The sequence below is a fragment of the Oceanobacillus polygoni genome (assembly GCF_008304605.1).
GTDB lineage: Bacteria > Bacillota > Bacilli > Bacillales > Amphibacillaceae > Oceanobacillus > Oceanobacillus polygoni.
On record NZ_PIJY01000030.1, the window covers coordinates 13,637 to 31,342 of the forward strand.

Here is a 17,706-nt window from a genome sequence, read left to right on the forward strand (position 1 = left end):
AAATAAAAATGTTACATTATTCATTTCAATCAATCCGATCCATACGTTCTTCGTATTGGTCCCCATATCCATCCTACCAATACCAGGAAGATACCTAACAAAACTACAATCGGTATGACAGTAGCTGTTATTACACTGTCAACAATTCCAGTTTGAAGCAATAGGTCTCTAAGGAATATAATTACCCATAGTATTGCCCCAAATACAAAGCGATAGATTAACTCAAGAATACCTGCTACAAAATCAATTATCGGTGCAAGAAAGTCAGCCATTCATGCCCCCCCTTTATCTGTGTAATATTACCGCTTCAAACTAATTAAAGCTGTATAATGCAATATTATACAGCTTTCTTGCGGTATCAATCCCAATTTACAGGGTAAAATTAAGATTTACCAATTAACTAAGATCATCAATCTGCTCATCAATCTCATCAATTGCCTCTTCTTTTTCATCTTTATCCAAGTCATCGTCCGCTTCAATCAGCTTTTTCTCTCTTTTAAGTGCTGAAATTTGAAGCTTTTTATTATCAAGATCTTTTGCTAGTTTAATTGCTTCTTCTGTATCGTCTAGTTGAATATAGCTTCTAGCTGCTAATAATTTAGCACGGTTATTATCGGTTAGTTCATCGTAAAGTGTTACAACTTCCTCGTAGGCTTTATTGATCCAAGCTTGTTCAATTTCCACCTCAGCTAGACTGGATTCAATTGCTAAAATAGCTTCCTTTCCCTCATCTGAGTTCTTTGCAACAAGTGCTGCTAAAACCTCTGTATGATAATCTTCACCCCGGTCAATTGCCGTTGTAAGACTTTCAACAGTGTCTAATTCAATATATTGTTCAATTAATGTTCGTTCCGCGCTTTCATCCAGTTGATTAGCTGATTCAAATTGCGTAATTGCTTCTTCTGTATCTCCTACAATCGTAGAACGATATGCATGCATAATGGTTCGGTTATCATCCAGTAACTGCTGAAGCTCCTTATTTTTTTCTGTAAGCATTTCGATATTTTCCATCGACTTCGCTTCTCCTTCTGCTGCAGCAGAATTTACTTCTTTATTAAGTGGTACAACTTGGATCACATATATGACAAGCATTCCAACAATAAGTCCGATGAGGACTCCAGACAAGAGTGTCATTTTTTTATTCGGATTTGGGCCTGGTTCAGACTGTTTCTTAATGGATGGTGGTGCAGGTGTATTAGGTTCTGTGTGAATGATTTGCTTTAGATCACGCATAGAATGAACGTGACGAATACTTTCTGCAATCGGTTCATTAAATTTCAGATCCGATTTTTCATTCATTTCATTAAAATTATAGGAACTGTAAAAATATAGCAATACCCGCTTCAGTTCTTTTAAAAGCTCAGATGTATTCATTTCCTCTTTAGGAAAAACAGAACGAATTCCCCGATGAGCAAGTTTAATATCACCTTCTGCATTCATATAAATGTTTTCAGGATGAATCAGTGTTGTATATTGTGTACCAATTAAGCTTTCCACCATCAGCATGTTCGTTGCTGCCTTTTGCTTTAATTCATTGGATGCTTGCTTATATTCTTTTATTTTCTTGTAATTGCTTTCTCGTTTATAAAAAATACGTATGACTTGTTGATCCACCATATAATGCTGACATTCAAAAAACAAAGCATCCTTTCGTTTCAATTCTTCAAGCTGCTCTGCTTCTACTAGATTCGTTTCGGCTATTGGAATTTCATATACAACGACATCTTTTTTTTCCTCAATCGTTCCAAATTGCAGATTCTGTTGGTCTGGCATGGATTTTCCCTCCAATTATTAAGATTAGATGAATGAAAAGACAATGTAACCAATCAATACAATAGATATGGATATAATTGAAATAGGTCGGAGCAACGTCCAATCCCACTTTCGATTCCGTTTATTTTCCCATTCTTCTTTAGCCTTTAGCATCAATATCTTTGCTTCTCGTGCATCTTGAAGTCGATTTTCAGGCTGTAATTCAACTAAATGTGTAACACATTTATCAAGGCTTTTTGGTAGCCTTTTATGTAATTGTTTGATTGGTTTTTGAGCGATATAGACATATTTCCCCTGGGATAGTAAGTAATATAATAGTGCTCCGAGTGAAAATAAATCGGTACGTGTATCGGTTTGCTTTTTTTCAAATTGTTCTGGAGCTGCAAAACCGACCGTGCCAACTTGAACGGTGTCCTTCATCCGATCTTGCTGAAACTTCCTTGCAATTCCAAAATCAATGAGCTTTATCTCTCTGTCCTTGTTGATCATAATGTTTCCTGGTTTTATATCTCGATAAATAATAGGAAATGGTTTCTGTGTATGTAAATAGTGAAGTACATCGCAAAGCTGTACGCCGATTTTGATGATAGTATCTAGTGGCAATTGATTATTGTATAGCTGAAAGTAATCCGATAATGACACTGCATCGATGTATTCCTGTACGAGGAAAAAATAATCCGCGGTTGAGAAAAAATCAACGACACGCGGCAAGTTCGAATGTTCTAATTCACTAAGAAGCTTTGTTTCGTCAATTAACTTAGATGCTAGCTTACTTTCCATATTTGTGACCTTTACCGCCCATCGCCGATTGGTATCGTTCACTTCCTCAACGAAATAAACTTCTGACATACCGCCTGTAGCAATATGTGAGAGAACGTGGTATTTTCCATTTAAAATATCACCTTTTTTTATATGGATATTATGTTTATTCATTACAAACACCTCGTCTATCACATTTTGTTTCCTTTTAAGAAGGAAAAGAGCCCTCTCTTTTCCATTGCTTGTTCTGTACTTACATATAGGTTGCGAATGAGCATAAGCGTAATATTATCATTTGCATCGGAAAAGTTAGAGAAATTAATTAAGTAATCACAGATTGCTTGAAGATTGGTATACTCTTTTTCTAAACTAACAAGCATATTCTTAATTTCTTCATTGGAGAACAATGAATAAAATCCATCACTGCAAACTAAGAAAAGGTCACTTGCTTGATAATCCCCTTTATGGCTATACACATCAATCGTATTTTCAATTCCAAGACATTGTGTAAGTACATGTCGTTTTGGATGGTTTCTTGCCTCTTCTTCACTTAATACACCTTTTGTTACTTGTACCTGCACCCAAGAGTGATCTTCTGTTAGCTTTAAAAGCTCGGGCTCTGTTTCAAGAATTTCAGTATGCTGTTCCTCTAATAAACTAGACAGATATTGCTCGTTTACAGCTTCTTGCTGAAAATATTGCTGCAGACCGAAATTCCAGTTTTTCATATGATAAATTCTACTGTCTCCAATATGAAGTACTGCGTAGGATCCTTGATACAATACAAGCATCGAAAGCGTCGTCCCCATCTTCTTCCCTGTTTGCTGTGATAAAGCTTGAATTCCTTTATTTATTTGTTGTAATGTATGTTCTGTTTCTTTTAAAACACGATCGATTGTATCTTTTCTTTTAACTAGCTTCGGTATCCGCTTTTTCCACCATTTCTCTAACTCTGCTATCGCAAAACGACTTGCAATATCGCCTATTTGATAGCCACCCATACCATCAGCCACAACAAATAAGGCTATTTCATTTCCATTGGTATCTTTCTCTATCAAATGTAGATAAGAATCTTCATTTTTGCTTTTTTTCATACCTTGGTGTGTAGCTACACCAGTTTGCCAGTTTCTGCTCATTGTGAACTGCTCCACTTAAATGTATAATGTGCTTTTCCAAGATCAAATTCATCTTCTTCTTTTAATGCGTAGACTTTGTATGGAACCATTGGAGCTCCGTTTAATTTAGAGCCATTTTTCGAACCTAAATCCTTAATACCAAAGCTTGAACCATCAATTTTAATAATTTCGGCATGAATTCTTGAAACACCAACAGCTGTATCAGGGTAGTTAACTGCCTCCTCGTTTCTGCCGATTAAGAAGTTATTTGCATTGATTGCAATCGTCTGCGGTGCTTCATCTGCTGTCGTCCGTATAAGTGTAGCCGAAACGTCAACTTCCTTCTCCATTGTAGCAACGGAGAGATTAGACTCCTCTTCTAAAAGCACTGTATCTTCATTATCTGCTGCTAATAAAGTTGTATCTGCTTGTGTTGCAGCAAGTGGTGTAGCATTCGTTGGGCTAAATTGTGTTTGATACTGCTGTTTCGGTATTTGTACGTTAAATTGTTGCTGCTTTTGTCTTACTTTTTGTTCAGGTTTTGGTTGTTTAGTTACCGGTTTTTCCAGTGGTTGTGGTACTTCTGTCTCAACTGCAGCGACTCCTGGTCGCCAGATTTTCCAAAATACAAATACGGCTACAATGACAACAACTGTTAATATACTGCTTGTTAACATTACCGCTGGATTTCTATACATGTCGTAAAGCTTCCAAATCAGAGCTATCGCTAGTAATGAACCCATAATAAGATATACTTTCGTTCTTGAAGTAAGCGGCGGTAGTTTCTTTTTTACTTTTTTCTTCGTCATACTTTGGCTGCCAGCGACAATCGGTTCTGGATGTGACTGATCTGCTGTGTTTTGATTTTCCGTAAAGCTTCCTTCCATCTGATTGCCATTCGTATATTCATGATTTGAATACATTTGGTTGACATTAGAACGAAGCGAGATCAATTCTAATAATAATGTTTTTAATCCACTTAAACTAAAGGATGCGTTTTTAATGTAGTTCAAAATACTTTTAAATTCGTTTCCTTGAAGTCCGTCAATTTCACCAGCGACATCTGTTAGTAGTTTTTTCATGTCATCTGTTACACTGTTCGTTTTCTCAAGATCGATCACTGGTAAATAGGTTAGATATACGTCGCTCGGATTTTGCCCGATAAATAGAAATTCCATTTGTAAGATATAATTTTTCTGATCAAGCATATAAGAGCTTGCTTCCTCAAGTGTATTGATAAGGGAAAGAAATAATTGATAGTAATCATTCATCGTAGCCTTATTGTCACGAAAGTAGGAAATTAACTTTTGCTTCGAATTAATATCATAATGAAGCTTCGTAACCAAGTCGATATTCTCCAATGCCATTGGCAGCATATGTGGTATTCGATTAGACTGAATCATCTTTAACTGAACAGCGTTTAAATTGTCTGCCGTTAATTTTTTGTTGTCTTTTCTAGAGAATACGATTGATTGACCATTTTCGGTCGAATAATCATACTCCAAATTGTAGATTGTTCCCATTCTTCTTCCTCCTAAACGAATATGTACTAAATAAAAATGAATAAATGATTGTTTTCCAGATAGCCTTAAAAGAACGCATAATAATAAACTGCAATAATCGCCGGGGCAACAGCATACATAAAGGGAAAACGCGTTGCTTTTGTTACTTTATATTCTTCCAGTTTCCTAAAATCACGGGATAATAAAGAACCGAAAAGTTGAAAAACAGCAGTTGTTAATTTTTTCATGAATGTTTTTGTAAATAATAGAATAATAATAGCTAGTTTGCTTCTGTTGCATCAAATTCCCATGTCAATTTACTCTCGTAATCTTCAAACCCAAAATAAATAATATACGTATCTACTTCATAGTCTGCATTCAAAACTACATTTCCTGTTCGCTCTTCTCCAGGATCAGTTGGTGGCTGTTTATTCATGGCTTCATCAATAACAATGGATGTGTCTCCTCTTCCTAGTAACTCCCCTGCATTTGCAAAACCATCATTCTTAAGTTTTATCTCGATCTTCACCAGCAACAATGTCAGGATAAGCAAACCCTTGCCTGGGATACCAACTTCCCCATGATTTTTCATCGTAAAATTTCCAATAACAAAAACATCGTCTTCGGAATTATGTCCAACTGGTTCCTGACCGTCAATTTCGCGTGTGATTTCAACTGAATTTAGTGTGATCTCTAATATATTTCTGTTAGCCCAATCAATAACCCAGCCTGTTTCACCAATAGATAGTCCTAATTGGTCTTTAATTCTTACTGGGTCTTCTCTTTCAATTAATTCTTCTGGAACTGGATTGACTCTGCAGCTTCCTCATCATTTTCACCATCCGCTCCACAAACAGCTAGTATTGTAATTCCAATTAAAAGTGATAGTTAGTAACGGAAATTTTATGCATTGCAAATACCTCCATTCTATGTTCATTTTTTATTTAGTTTGATTTTATATGTACTAATCGATTTGAAAATATTATCGATAGTCTGGACTAAATTTTTTATGTATGTACTGCACGTTCTTTAAAAAGAAGCGTGCAGTGTGTTTGTTGATTTAAATTGAAATTACTCTGCTTCTTCCGCTGGGATAACCCATGTTACTTGGTTACTAGACCCTGAACCAGCAATACCAGTTCGAAGACGGAAGTAATAATTTTCTCCTTCATATATCTCTGTAACAAATTGACCTGATACTTCTTCACCAGGAGCTAGTTCGCCCGTCATTTCTTCTACACTATCAAAGCTCTCCGCATAATTTTGGTAACCTGTCATCTCAAGATTATCCGTAACTTCTAAGCCATAAAGTAAATCCTGTACAGATTGTGTATCGTCACCAGTATTTTTAACGGTTATATCGAGCAATATATATGCATCTAGTTGAGAAGTATTACCGTCTAGTTCATCTAACACTTGAGCTTCATCCAATGTAATTTCATATGTTGTTAAGTCAGAATCAAATCTTCCAGTTTCTCCAATTGATAAATCTTCTTGATTTTCAGTTCCCATTGTGAATCCGCCACTATTTGAATCATTGTCGGTATTTTCTTCTGTACTATCCTCTTCTGTTTCATTTTCTTCAATATTTTCATTCTCAACTTCATTCGTTGATACTGAGTTATCATTCCCGCTACAAGCACTCAATAATAAACCACTTATAAACAATAGCGTCAGCAATAGATTTGCATTTTTAATTTGTCTCACCTCTCGCTTTACTAAACTCCATGTACATACTTCACGATTCTGGAAATAGATTCGTGCAGTATGTTTGTTTACCTAATAATTACTCAGCTTCTTCTACGGGAATAACCCATGTTACTTGGTTACTAGAAACAGAATCTGCAATTCCCAAACGAAGACGAAAGTACTGAGTTTCTCCTTCAGTAATTTCTGTTATCCATTGTCTAGAAACTTCCTCTCCTAGTTCAAGTTCACCAGTCATTTCTTCAACACTATCAAAACTTTCTGCATAATCTTGATAACCTGTTCTATCGAGATCACTCGTAACTTCTAATCCATACAATAAGTCTCGAACAGATTGAGTTTCGTCACCAGTGTTCTTAACCGTTAAATCTAAAATGATAATTCCAGCAAATTGAGAGATAGTTCCATCCAGTTCTTCCACAATTTCTACACTATTTAGTGTTATCTCATAAGTTGTCAAATCTGAATCGAATTTACCTGTATCACCAATCGATAAGTCTTCTTGGTCTTCAGTACCCGTAGTGAACCCACCATTATTTGAATCGTTGTCGGTATCTTCTTCCGTGTTATCCTCTTCTATTTCGGCAGACTGGTTTGTTTCTGTTGTTCCATTGTCTACCTCTTTAGATGGTTCTGAATCATCACTACTACAATGACCCAACAATAGAGTACTGATAAACAAGACCGTTAATATTTGCAATTTTTTTCATTATGTCTCTCCTCATCAAATAATTGGATATATGTAAGTGATAACAACTGCGGGAACTACTGCGTACATAAATGGAAACCTTGTAGCCTTGTTTTTTTTATAATCCTCTAATTTACTATAATCTTTCATATAGAATGAATCCCTTAAATGAAAAAACGCATTAATCATTTTTTGCATAAATGTTTTAGTAAATAATAAAATTAATGCACTAAGTATTCCCGCAAATATAATTGAAATAAGCATCATATTGACCACCATATCAAAGCCTACTAAAGAACCAATGGCGCCAAAGAGCTTCACATCACCTGCCCCAATTGCTTTAAAGATATACAAGATTAAGAAAATCCCACCCGCAGTTAATAAACCAAGAAGAGCAAATAGAAGACCACCAAATCCATCTGCAATGAAATGATAAATTATCCCGATAACTGCCCCACCAGCTGTTAGCCAGTTCGGAAGTTTTTGATTTTTAATATCGGAGATGAAAGCAATGATTAGAAATAGAAATAGTATATAATCATGAACCCCGAGCATCTGCCTCTCCCTTTCTCGTAACTAGAAAACTTCCTTTACAGTCCTGTACCTTATAAAAAAATGAAATGAAACAATACTTAAATGAATAGAAAGGTGTAAGCTAATATAACCCCTGGAAGGACTGCATACATAAAAGGGAAAGAAATAATTTTGGATTCTTTGTCAATTACGGCAAATTGTTTATTCCACTTTCTATTGAGGAAACGGATACCTTTATTATATAAAATATACAGCTTTGTTCTAGTGATTATTAATAGTAGTATACCAATTATCCCTCCACAAACAATGGAATACATAAGGATATATAATACGATTTGAATCCCTACAAATGCACCTATTGCAGCAAATAGCTTCACATCACCTGCGCCAATTGCTTTAAAACCATAAAGTATTAGGCATACCACTGTTGCAACTATTAAACCAAAAACGGAGAATAGGAATCCATCAATACCATTGGTAACTAGGTGCAAAATAAATGCAAACAAGACCCCACCTGCTGTTAACCAATTTGGTATTTTTCGGACTCTAATATCCCATAAAAATGCAATTATAATAAATAAAAAGAGAAAATAATCATTCATTTGCAACATGTGTTCACCTTACCTACGTATTATTCTGCTTCAAATTAATATCCGCCAATCCAAAGTCGTTCATATGCCTGCTTTTTAATTGTTATCGTCCTATCAACAAATGGTACAGTTAAATCCAAATCATAAGATGCCGTAATACCAATGTACGAATCAGTACCACCATTGATGGATCGTGGTAATTCAACTTCAACATTTAAACTAGACTCCGTTACTGAATTAGAATTCATATTTTTTGCAAATTTCTCTTGAACGATTGGAGTTAAAACTGATGTTCCAAGCTCATCAAAATAATTTGAACTAGAAGGATCAAAATCCAAAAACTCTTTTAACGATGTGCCAACTACTTTCTCAACGTCTTCCAAACTAATAATATCAGTACTGATACCAGAAAGTTTATCGCTTGCAAGATTCTCGATTTGGTTTGATAGAATCGTTATCGGATAAGCATGTGTTGATAGGATTTGTGCTGTTTCAGATACAGACTTGTTCAGTGCAATTTCTGCCACAGAGATACGGATGATAGAAGCCATAAAAACAATAAATAACATAAAGAACGGTAAAACTAGTGCAGCTTCCAGTGTAATACTTCCATTTTCACTTTTAAATCGCATTCTACATCCTCCAAACAGAACTTATAAACCAGAACTATTCTTAGTATTATAAGAATAGCTCCAGTATGATCGTCTACATTTCCCTGTTATTCAGCTTCCTCTTGCGTAAATTCAAAAGCAACTTCATTAGAAAGGTCAGAAAAATTGCGTCCTGTATTTAACACATATAAATCATTAACCGGCAGATCATACAATAAAACTCCTGTATGAGATTCCCCGGGTGCTATTTCTGGCCATTCTTCTGCAACACCATCAATATAAAACCAAGCAAATCCAGTTGATTCTCTATCAGTAGATAAGAATGTATTACCTAATGCATCTGTACCAGAAAGTGGTTCATTAGTCAGGTTTTTAACTGTCACGTCAACAAGTACATAATTTCCTTCTCGTGTTGGCTCACCAGCAACTTCTTCTTGAATTTCGACTGAATTTAAAGTAATCTCATATTCGGCAAAGTTGTTTCCAATATGTCCTGTATCACCAATACCTAAACCTTCTTGATCCTCGGGGAATTCTCCACTGTTTTCTGAAGATGATTCAGTTGTCTCATCTTCTTGAGTATTTTGTTCACCTTCAGAATTATCTTCTTCGTCTTCATTCTCGGTAGCATCTTCCTCAGGTGATTCTGATGTTCCTTCTTCCGTAACTGGATCCACTTCTTCACCTTGTTCTTCATTATTACAAGCTACGAGCAAGCTTGTTAATAATGCTATAGAAAACAGAGCCATACACAGTCGTTTCATATCATATTCCTCCTGTCTTATTTAGTAAGAGTAGTCTATTTCCGTATCGATATAGTATCTGCCATTTCTTACTTGACCCTCTAATATATTTGTGGTTCCAAGCATGTCAATGATTCCTGGAAGAAACCACAAATCAATTGAAGCTTCTGCATTTGCTGTTGCATAGACTGGTGCATCTACTAAATCATCAGATGATTTATGGTCAATGACAGACTGTATTCGAGTGATACGTTCATCATCCGGATCAGAATGCAGAAATAAGAAAAGCCTTAGATAAAATTTATAATCTGTTGAGAATGATCTAACTCCTCTAGTTTTCAGTAATGGAACTTCCTCACCTTTAGTCAATTTTGTAATATCATTTACTGTCTCGGTAAAAGACCAACCCACTGCGGCTATAAATTTTGGTAACGGATGTAGAACCCTTTGCACTACTGGTTGTGAAAACGAGGAAATAAAATTAAATGCAAATCTGGTTGCTGATAATTCCAATAATGCATTTGCATAATTTAATCCCGCTACATGATGACCATATAAAATATATTCCACTTCTCTATTTATAAATAGAAAATTTTCCGGATAACTGCCAGGTTCCATTATACCTAAACTGTCATCTGCTTCAAATCTCGTAAGAATATACTCGTTGATATATGCTTTATTTCTAATATCAGTGGATAAATCCCCAAGACTCTTAAATAAATTTGATACGATGTCAAATGCATCAGATGCACTTTCTTCAGGATCTTCCAAGTCAAGGTTTCCAGGGTTGTTTAACGAAGCATTGCCATAGGTTTGAACTAATGATTCTAAGTCAGTATAAACACCGATATCCTGCGTAAAAGCAATTCCTTTTTGAAGAATATCTTTTATTTTTCCAAGCTCTCTCAATGCATCTGAAAGACCCCCACCATCTTCTCCACCATCAACTCCAGTGTCTGTTTCCTCATAATTATTATCAATATATTTCCTGGCTTCATCTGTATCATTCAATGCTGTATTAAACTTACTGATAATATTATTGAATGGTGGACGAAAAGCTGTTAAATCAAATTCAAGTATCTCAGATAATGTTTCAATTTGATATTTTACATATGGCAAAAGCCTTGTCGATGCTCCTGGCTGACCACCATCATCAACGCTATCCAAAGCCTCTTCAATATTAGAACGAGCTGTTGTGAAAAAAGAGCTATCCAATACATAATCGTTTATCATATCCGTTAATTCACTTATTTCATTTTCAACTTCGGACATGGAGCTATCACTACATTGACTATCGGAAAGATCGCCATACTTTCCTTCAACTTCTTCTCTTGTATCATCAATTTTTTCCTGAATTGCTTCATTAATTTCCATTGCATTGTTTAAATCAACAATAGCAGCTTCTAATTCCGTTTTATTTGTATTTGCCGCATCACGGATATCGTTTAATAGATTCCTAAGATCATCCTCAAACTCTGAATCTTCATCATCTAAATATGTTGGAAAATGATCGATCGCATTACCAAGATTATTTAAGTTCGGATAGGTAGATGCATTAGTACCATTAACCTTATTATCAACAGCATCTAATTCATTATAGGCATTCTTCATATGGTTGATTGCTTTTTCCATTTCTGCGTCTCTATCTTTAACTAAGTCGTTGACATCCTTGGAAATATCAACATATATTTCTGCTTCCATCATGGTGCAGGAATAAGGCAGGATACCATCTAATATAACTTTCCCAAACTCTATCGGTGCAGTGTATTTCATATCCTCTAATATCTGGTGTTTAACAATTTCCTTATTAGAAAAAGTACGCCCAGAATCGGGAGTAAAGCTAGTACTCTCCATTTTTGTATCAACAAATTTGTAATAGCCATCTTCTTCTACTTGTAAATTATTTTCAAATACATTCTCAAATATTACTCCTGGATCTTCAGCATTTTCATTGATTATAAACAATCCCTTATTCTGTACATCCTTATTATAGGAAGAGAATGCAGAACGAATTGCGCTTTTGGCAGCCTGTTCCACTTGGTTCTCCGCCACCATTATTCGAACAAAATCTATTAGTACTGCATTAAATAAGAATAGTAAGAGGGTAACTATAATAACGTAAATAGAAACAGCTCCATTTTCCTTCACTAAAAGGTGCCGAAATGCTGTTTTTAATTTCTTCTTCAAAATTACCCTCCTTTAATTACTAGATATAAATTTTGTTATATAGCCAGAGTAATCTTTTAATGACTTTACAGCATACATAGCCAAGTCTATTGTTCGAATAAATTCGGTAGGTTCTGTAACGACATGACTAGCTTCTGCCTCAATTTCATTAATACCAAACAAACTGCTTAAGGAGGAAGGCAAATTTAGTGGACTTCTTAATTTAACAACGATTTCGCTACCTGCTAACCCATTGTTGTATTGCACTTCACCAGTGGCTCCAGGCGGCAGTATATTCGTTGTAGCTCTTCCCAACTTTTGCTGTGGTAAACTACCACCACCTCCAGAACCAATTTGTATGGTTGCATTTCCCTTTGAGAATATATCAATTCCAAATTGGGATAGGAACTGATCACTTGTTAATCTCCAGTAAAGTCCATCTCCACCAGGAAAAGTAGTATATTTATCAAATTCCCCGGTATTAATGTCTTTATCACTGTTATCCCAAACAAATGCCAATCGTTCTGCTACTGTATTTGCACTGTAGTGCAGGACTGATTGCTGATAGATTATTAGTGCAAAAAAGATAAAACTTAAGGTCAAAAGTAACAATATCGGGAAAATAATGGATGCTTCGATCGTAAATGCTCCATGCTCATCCTTTTTAATTCTTTTTAAATATTTTTTCATGAATTGCATAATTTAAGTCCCCTCAAAAGGTTACTATTAATAGTTGTACGATTAACTAATAGTTTTCCATATCTAAAGTAACCATAAAAAACTAGAATTAATCTTATTGGAATTCACTAATATTATCGTCACCAAATTTTAATAGATCCTCAATCCAACCCATAATTCGGTCTCTAAAAAGCAATGCAATTACGACGATAACAGCTATAATTAACATAATCTCCAATGTCTGCAATCCTTCCTCATCATTCCAAAAGTTCTTGATCGATTCTTTAAGCATATTCATTTGTTTTCCTCCTAAAATTCTATAATTTTATATTTTGAAACCTGTACTTACAAAATGGTAAGTGCAGGATAACCAACAATGATCATAACCGCTACAAAGATTAGTATGAGCGGAAATACAAGCTTAGAAGATGCCTCTTCCCCTTTTGTCTTGGAAATAGCCTTTCGTTTCTCCCATAATTCATGAGACAATTCTCGAAGTGCCAGAATTAAATCATTTCCACCCTTACGATAATTCAATAGAACTGTTGTAGTAAAAATCGAAATTTCCTGCACACCACACTTTTTACTTAAATCATTCAATACTTGATGAAAAGGTTCATTACTCACCATCTTATTTACTGTTTCTGTTAATTCTTTAATCAGCGGTGAATTCGGGTCATTTGTTTGCGTAACGCATCGGATTAATGCCTGCTGCACTGTTTCTCCGGCATTCACTAGCAAAATAATTTTATTCACTACTTCTGGAAGCTCCGTAAGAATCTTTTCCTTCCGCTCCTTTTCTTGACTTGAGAGCTTGCTAATCATCGCATATGGGATTAAAACAGTGAATAAAATCCCAACGATAAAGATCGTTACATCACCTTCAGCTAATAGCGTGAATAAAAATGTACCCAATAAACATACAAGGGACGTGGAAATTAGTTGCGCAACATACATTCTCGTATGCTGTAGTGCTGTTCGATTGCCATATAGACTTATCATTTTCTGTTGTATCTTGGCAATTTGACTGTATAGCCGCTCCATAATCTTTAAATTATCGATAATAAATAATGATACTGGAGCCATAAACATTAATGGATAGTCATTCTTAAAATCCTCCACAACTACATCATATTGCTTTCCAACTTTAACAGAAATTCCAAAATAGATACCAATAATTATTAAAGTTAATATCCCATAGACCACCATGCTTCATCACACCTTAATATCCATAATTCGCTGCCCAAACCAATAGGAAAAAATAAGAAGCGCTAAACAAACAGTCATAATTAGCGGTCCGCCCGAGCTCCAATCATACATTGGAGCTAAGTAATCCTCTGCACTGTATTTCAATAATAAAATCATTCCAAGTGGTGCAACACTTAAAATTCGTGATTCGAATTTTTTTGATGCAACCATGACGGCAACTTCCTGCTGTATATCAATTTTTTCACTAATAATATCTGACGTTCTTCGAATAACTTCAACGAGATTCCCACCCGACCGCTTACACGTAATGAAAACATCCGCAAAATTTTGAATATCTTCCATATCGGAACGGATACTAAAGTCTAAAATTGCATTCTCGATTGTTTCTCCATTCTCAATTCGTCGATTAATAATCTCGAACTCCTGAATAATTTCTGTATTCGGGTCTGGATATAAAAGATAAAGGTCTGATACAACTTCTTTAAAGCTATTCTCGATTGACCTACCCGCTGCAAGCGAGGAGGACAACGAGGCAATTGCTTCTTTAAATTGCAGCTTTAATTTTTCCTTACGTTTTTCCAGGAGTGTTTTCTTCTGGATTTTCGGATAAAATAATCCAGCAGCTCCAAAGATAATCGCAGCTATAAAGCTTTCATAAAATAAATAACCGATAAAAGCGAAAAATATGATTGCCAGTACTGCATAAAAGACATACTCTCTCTTCAAAAGGTGATACTTCGAGTAATCGACGAGATGTGACTCTATATGCTTATCTGTACGATGACGCATTCGTTCCATAAAATGCTTCTTTTTTAATTGTTCGAGTTCTGTATTTTGGGCAACTTCATCCATCAGTTCCGTTTGATTTCCCTCTTGTTTCTTTCTTTTCGATACTGCGAAAATATACCCTGCTACTAAAGCAACCAGCAGGATAACTAGAATAATATCCGTCATAGCATCACCCGCTTACCTTTTCAAGATCTACTTCGATACCTGCAAGATTCGCTTTCGACTGGTTAACCAGATTGTTACCTGTAGAAACTAGTTTGCCAATTACTTCACCATTCTCTTTTTCTCCTTCTTCTACAAACTCATAAAGTGGATTTAAGAGGACTTCCCCATTTTCAACACCAAGCACTTCGCTTATAGCGACAATTTTCCTTGAATTATCTCGCAACCGCATTAAGTGAATCATAATATCAATTGCTGAGGAAATTTGCTTACGAATTACTTCAACCGGTAGCGTCGCACCATTCAGTACCATTGTCTCAAGCCTGCTCAGCATATCTTTTACAGAGTTAGCGTGACCAGTGGAAAGTGAACCATCATGTCCAGTGTTCATCGCCTGCAGCATATCAAGCGCTTCTGCACCACGTACCTCACCGACAATAATTCGATCAGGCCGCATACGTAAGGAAGATTTGATCAAATCACGAATTGTAATTTCTCCCTTTCCTTCCGTATTTGCATTACGAGTTTCCAAACTTACAAGATTCGGAACATTTTTAATTTGCAATTCAGCTGAATCCTCAATTGTAATGATCCGTTCGTCTTGTGGAATAAAGTTTGATAACACGTTTAGGAATGTTGTTTTTCCCGATCCAGTACCTCCACCGATAAAAATATTGTATTTCGAAACAACAAGCTTCCTTAGAAATTCAGCTGCTTCCTCTGAAATCGAATCATATTTGATTAAATCTTCAATGAGCAGTGGTTTGTCTGGAAATTTCCGTATTGTCATTACTGGACCTTTCAATGCAATTGGTGGTAGAACAACATTTACCCTGGAACCGTCTTGTAGTCTAGCATCGACTATTGGTGAGGATTCATTAACGACCCGATCGACTTTTGATACAATGGATTGAATAATATCCTCCAGTTTTTGCTCACTTTCAAACTGAATATCTACTTGTGTAGTTGAACCAAATCGTTCGATAAAAATTTCCTTATGATTATTGATCATAATCTCGGTAATTGTTTTATCATCGATTAATGGTTGTAACACGTCATATCCACGAAATGAATTATAAATTCGCTCAACCAAATATTTGATTTCGACAGACTTTAAAGAATGTTCTTTCGCATAGTCAAAGACTGCAACTTCCACATATTCTTTTAACTCTTCATTCGTAATCGAGTGCATTAAATCAAGAGTTTCACGAAGCTGCTGAATGAGTTTTTTCACAACTTGTTCTTTATCCAATGGTTGAAACCCCCTCCAGTTCGACTAAAATCTTATCGTGAATAATGGATTGAAGTTCCTGATTAAATTGTTCATTCCCCAATATTTCGGAGCTGGATTGCATCGTTACCCAGTTTTCTATAAACGGGAGATAGCCTTCAACGGTAACGCCAGATTCTTCCATCGTACCTATCATCGAACCCGTATACTTATTTAAAAGTACTGTCAGCTTATCCTTAACGACGTTCTCCTTACCAATTAACTTCATTTCCTCATCAAAAAATGATTTTGTTTTTAATAAACTTTGGACATCGTTTGCAATTGGCCAGATGATCTGGTCGCATTCTTTGATAGCCGCTATGTTTCTTTCGTGTAAGGAACTATCAAGATCGACGACAATATAATCATAAGCTCCCGTTTCAACAATTCCATTAATTAATCGCTTTACGTCTGCTTCATTGAATTCAAGTAGCTCATCCGCACTAATCGCAATATCAAAATAATCAACCATGGAATAAGCATCGTATTTTTTCAATGCTTCAATTTTAGACAAAAGCTGAGGTGATTCTGCTTTTACATAATAAAATATTTGCAGTGACGGATTATCTTCAGCAGATGTAAAATATAGTCTTGTTGTATTTAACAGCTCAAGATTTAAATAAAATACTTTTGCATGATTAAGCGCCAACTGTTTACTTAGATTTGTAGCAATTGTCGTCTTACCACTTCCTCCGATTGGAGAATAAACCGATAGAACTTTTGTTTTCTTGCTTCTGGCCAGTAACTTACCAGCTGATTGGTTTCGCTCATAGTAGATTGCAAGGATACTGGAAATCAGTTGATTTAACCGTTGATAACGAAACACCGATTCCATTGAATCCTTGCTTGTCGATAACTGATCATCTTCAAGTAAAATTGTGCATGTTTCAAGAGCTATATTAAGCTTTGGTTCATATAGCTCTGGACTAATTAACAGAATATCGATTAAGTCTCCCCGGCTAAGATAGGATTCCAGTTTCTCCTGTTCAGAAAAATATGTAACGATAAATCGTGACGCTTCCTCTGATATGCGCAAAAAGGCTGATAATGATTCCATATAGCTACTATTATGGTCTGCCACGACAATTCGTATTTTTTTCAATTCATTCACCACCACATTAATTAATGCCTTCTCTTTTTCTCACATAATATTACTAAAACTGTCACATAATTTTAAGGGGTTTTACCAAAAACAGTTATTTAGTCCTGGTTTAGTTCGGGCTTTATCTTGAATTTAAGATAAGGGGATATATTAAATTTAAGATATATCCATTAAATACATATGTTTTTCCTTTTAAATCAATTATCGTACGTTTATTAGCCGTTAATTGAAAAAAACATAAAAATAATGAAGGTTTTATCTTGTTTTCGAAAAATATTTCATATTCTGCATTGGAATAATAAGGAATT

Annotated in this window: 19 protein-coding genes; all 19 read right to left on the minus strand. The window is 35.4% G+C overall.

What is annotated here, in order from left to right:
- Positions 1-29 precede the first annotated feature (29 nt).
- Positions 30-272, minus strand: a complete 243-nt coding sequence (locus F1560_RS14820) for a hypothetical protein (protein WP_149475431.1) — start codon at positions 270-272, stop codon at positions 30-32.
- 124 nt (positions 273-396) lie between these two features.
- Entirely contained in the window at positions 397-1,773 is a 1,377-nt protein-coding gene (locus F1560_RS14825) for a type VII secretion protein EssB/YukC (protein ID WP_149475432.1), read from the minus strand.
- Positions 1,774-1,797: 24 nt separating this feature from the next.
- Positions 1,798-2,706 (minus strand): serine/threonine protein kinase, encoded by a 909-nt coding sequence (locus F1560_RS14830; RefSeq protein ID WP_149475433.1) that lies wholly within the window; start codon positions 2,704-2,706, stop codon positions 1,798-1,800.
- Between the two features lie 17 nt (positions 2,707-2,723).
- Complete coding sequence (locus F1560_RS14835; RefSeq protein ID WP_149475434.1) at positions 2,724-3,668, minus strand: PP2C family protein-serine/threonine phosphatase; 945 nt, start codon at positions 3,666-3,668, stop codon at positions 2,724-2,726.
- Complete coding sequence (locus F1560_RS14840; protein ID WP_149475435.1) at positions 3,665-5,170, minus strand: DUF6382 and FHA domain-containing protein; 1,506 nt, start codon at positions 5,168-5,170, stop codon at positions 3,665-3,667. Before F1560_RS14840 ends, F1560_RS14835 begins: the two co-directional genes overlap by 4 nt.
- 259 nt (positions 5,171-5,429) lie before the next feature.
- Positions 5,430-5,741, minus strand: coding sequence for a hypothetical protein (locus F1560_RS14845; protein WP_149475436.1), 312 nt, complete (start codon positions 5,739-5,741; stop codon positions 5,430-5,432).
- 479 nt (positions 5,742-6,220) lie between these two features.
- Positions 6,221-6,856, minus strand: a complete 636-nt coding sequence (locus tag F1560_RS14850) for a DUF4352 domain-containing protein (protein WP_149475437.1) — start codon at positions 6,854-6,856, stop codon at positions 6,221-6,223.
- 79 nt (positions 6,857-6,935) lie between these two features.
- Complete coding sequence (locus F1560_RS14855; RefSeq protein ID WP_187773741.1) at positions 6,936-7,556, minus strand: hypothetical protein; 621 nt, start codon at positions 7,554-7,556, stop codon at positions 6,936-6,938.
- Between the two features lie 24 nt (positions 7,557-7,580).
- Entirely contained in the window at positions 7,581-8,099 is a 519-nt protein-coding gene (locus F1560_RS14860; RefSeq protein ID WP_149475439.1) for an A24 family peptidase, read from the minus strand.
- A 77-nt stretch (positions 8,100-8,176) separates the two neighbouring features.
- Complete coding sequence (locus tag F1560_RS14865) at positions 8,177-8,680, minus strand: A24 family peptidase (protein ID WP_246811944.1); 504 nt, start codon at positions 8,678-8,680, stop codon at positions 8,177-8,179.
- A 44-nt stretch (positions 8,681-8,724) separates the two neighbouring features.
- Complete coding sequence (locus tag F1560_RS14870; protein WP_149475441.1) at positions 8,725-9,300, minus strand: TadE family protein; 576 nt, start codon at positions 9,298-9,300, stop codon at positions 8,725-8,727.
- Between the two features lie 86 nt (positions 9,301-9,386).
- Complete coding sequence (locus tag F1560_RS14875) at positions 9,387-10,043, minus strand: DUF4352 domain-containing protein (protein ID WP_149475442.1); 657 nt, start codon at positions 10,041-10,043, stop codon at positions 9,387-9,389.
- 21 nt (positions 10,044-10,064) lie between these two features.
- Positions 10,065-12,209 (minus strand): DUF5702 domain-containing protein, encoded by a 2,145-nt coding sequence (locus tag F1560_RS14880; RefSeq protein ID WP_149475443.1) that lies wholly within the window; start codon positions 12,207-12,209, stop codon positions 10,065-10,067.
- 12 nt (positions 12,210-12,221) lie between these two features.
- Positions 12,222-12,887, minus strand: a complete 666-nt coding sequence (locus F1560_RS14885; protein WP_149475444.1) for a TadE/TadG family type IV pilus assembly protein — start codon at positions 12,885-12,887, stop codon at positions 12,222-12,224.
- Positions 12,888-12,981: 94 nt separating this feature from the next.
- Positions 12,982-13,164, minus strand: coding sequence for a Flp1 family type IVb pilin (locus F1560_RS14890; protein WP_149475445.1), 183 nt, complete (start codon positions 13,162-13,164; stop codon positions 12,982-12,984).
- A gap of 47 nt (positions 13,165-13,211) precedes the next feature.
- On the minus strand, positions 13,212-14,075 hold the full coding sequence (locus F1560_RS14895; RefSeq protein WP_149475446.1) for a type II secretion system F family protein: 864 nt from the start codon (positions 14,073-14,075) through the stop codon (positions 13,212-13,214).
- A 6-nt stretch (positions 14,076-14,081) separates the two neighbouring features.
- Positions 14,082-15,029 (minus strand): type II secretion system F family protein, encoded by a 948-nt coding sequence (locus tag F1560_RS14900; protein WP_149475447.1) that lies wholly within the window; start codon positions 15,027-15,029, stop codon positions 14,082-14,084.
- A gap of 4 nt (positions 15,030-15,033) precedes the next feature.
- Positions 15,034-16,278, minus strand: coding sequence for a TadA family conjugal transfer-associated ATPase (locus tag F1560_RS14905; protein WP_245347686.1), 1,245 nt, complete (start codon positions 16,276-16,278; stop codon positions 15,034-15,036).
- Positions 16,271-17,398 carry an AAA family ATPase gene (locus F1560_RS14910; protein ID WP_149475448.1) on the minus strand — a complete coding sequence of 376 codons (1,128 nt, stop codon included), beginning with the start codon at positions 17,396-17,398 and terminating at the stop codon, positions 16,271-16,273. The genes F1560_RS14905 and F1560_RS14910 overlap by 8 nt, the downstream gene beginning before the upstream one ends.
- Positions 17,399-17,706: the final 308 nt, after the last annotated feature.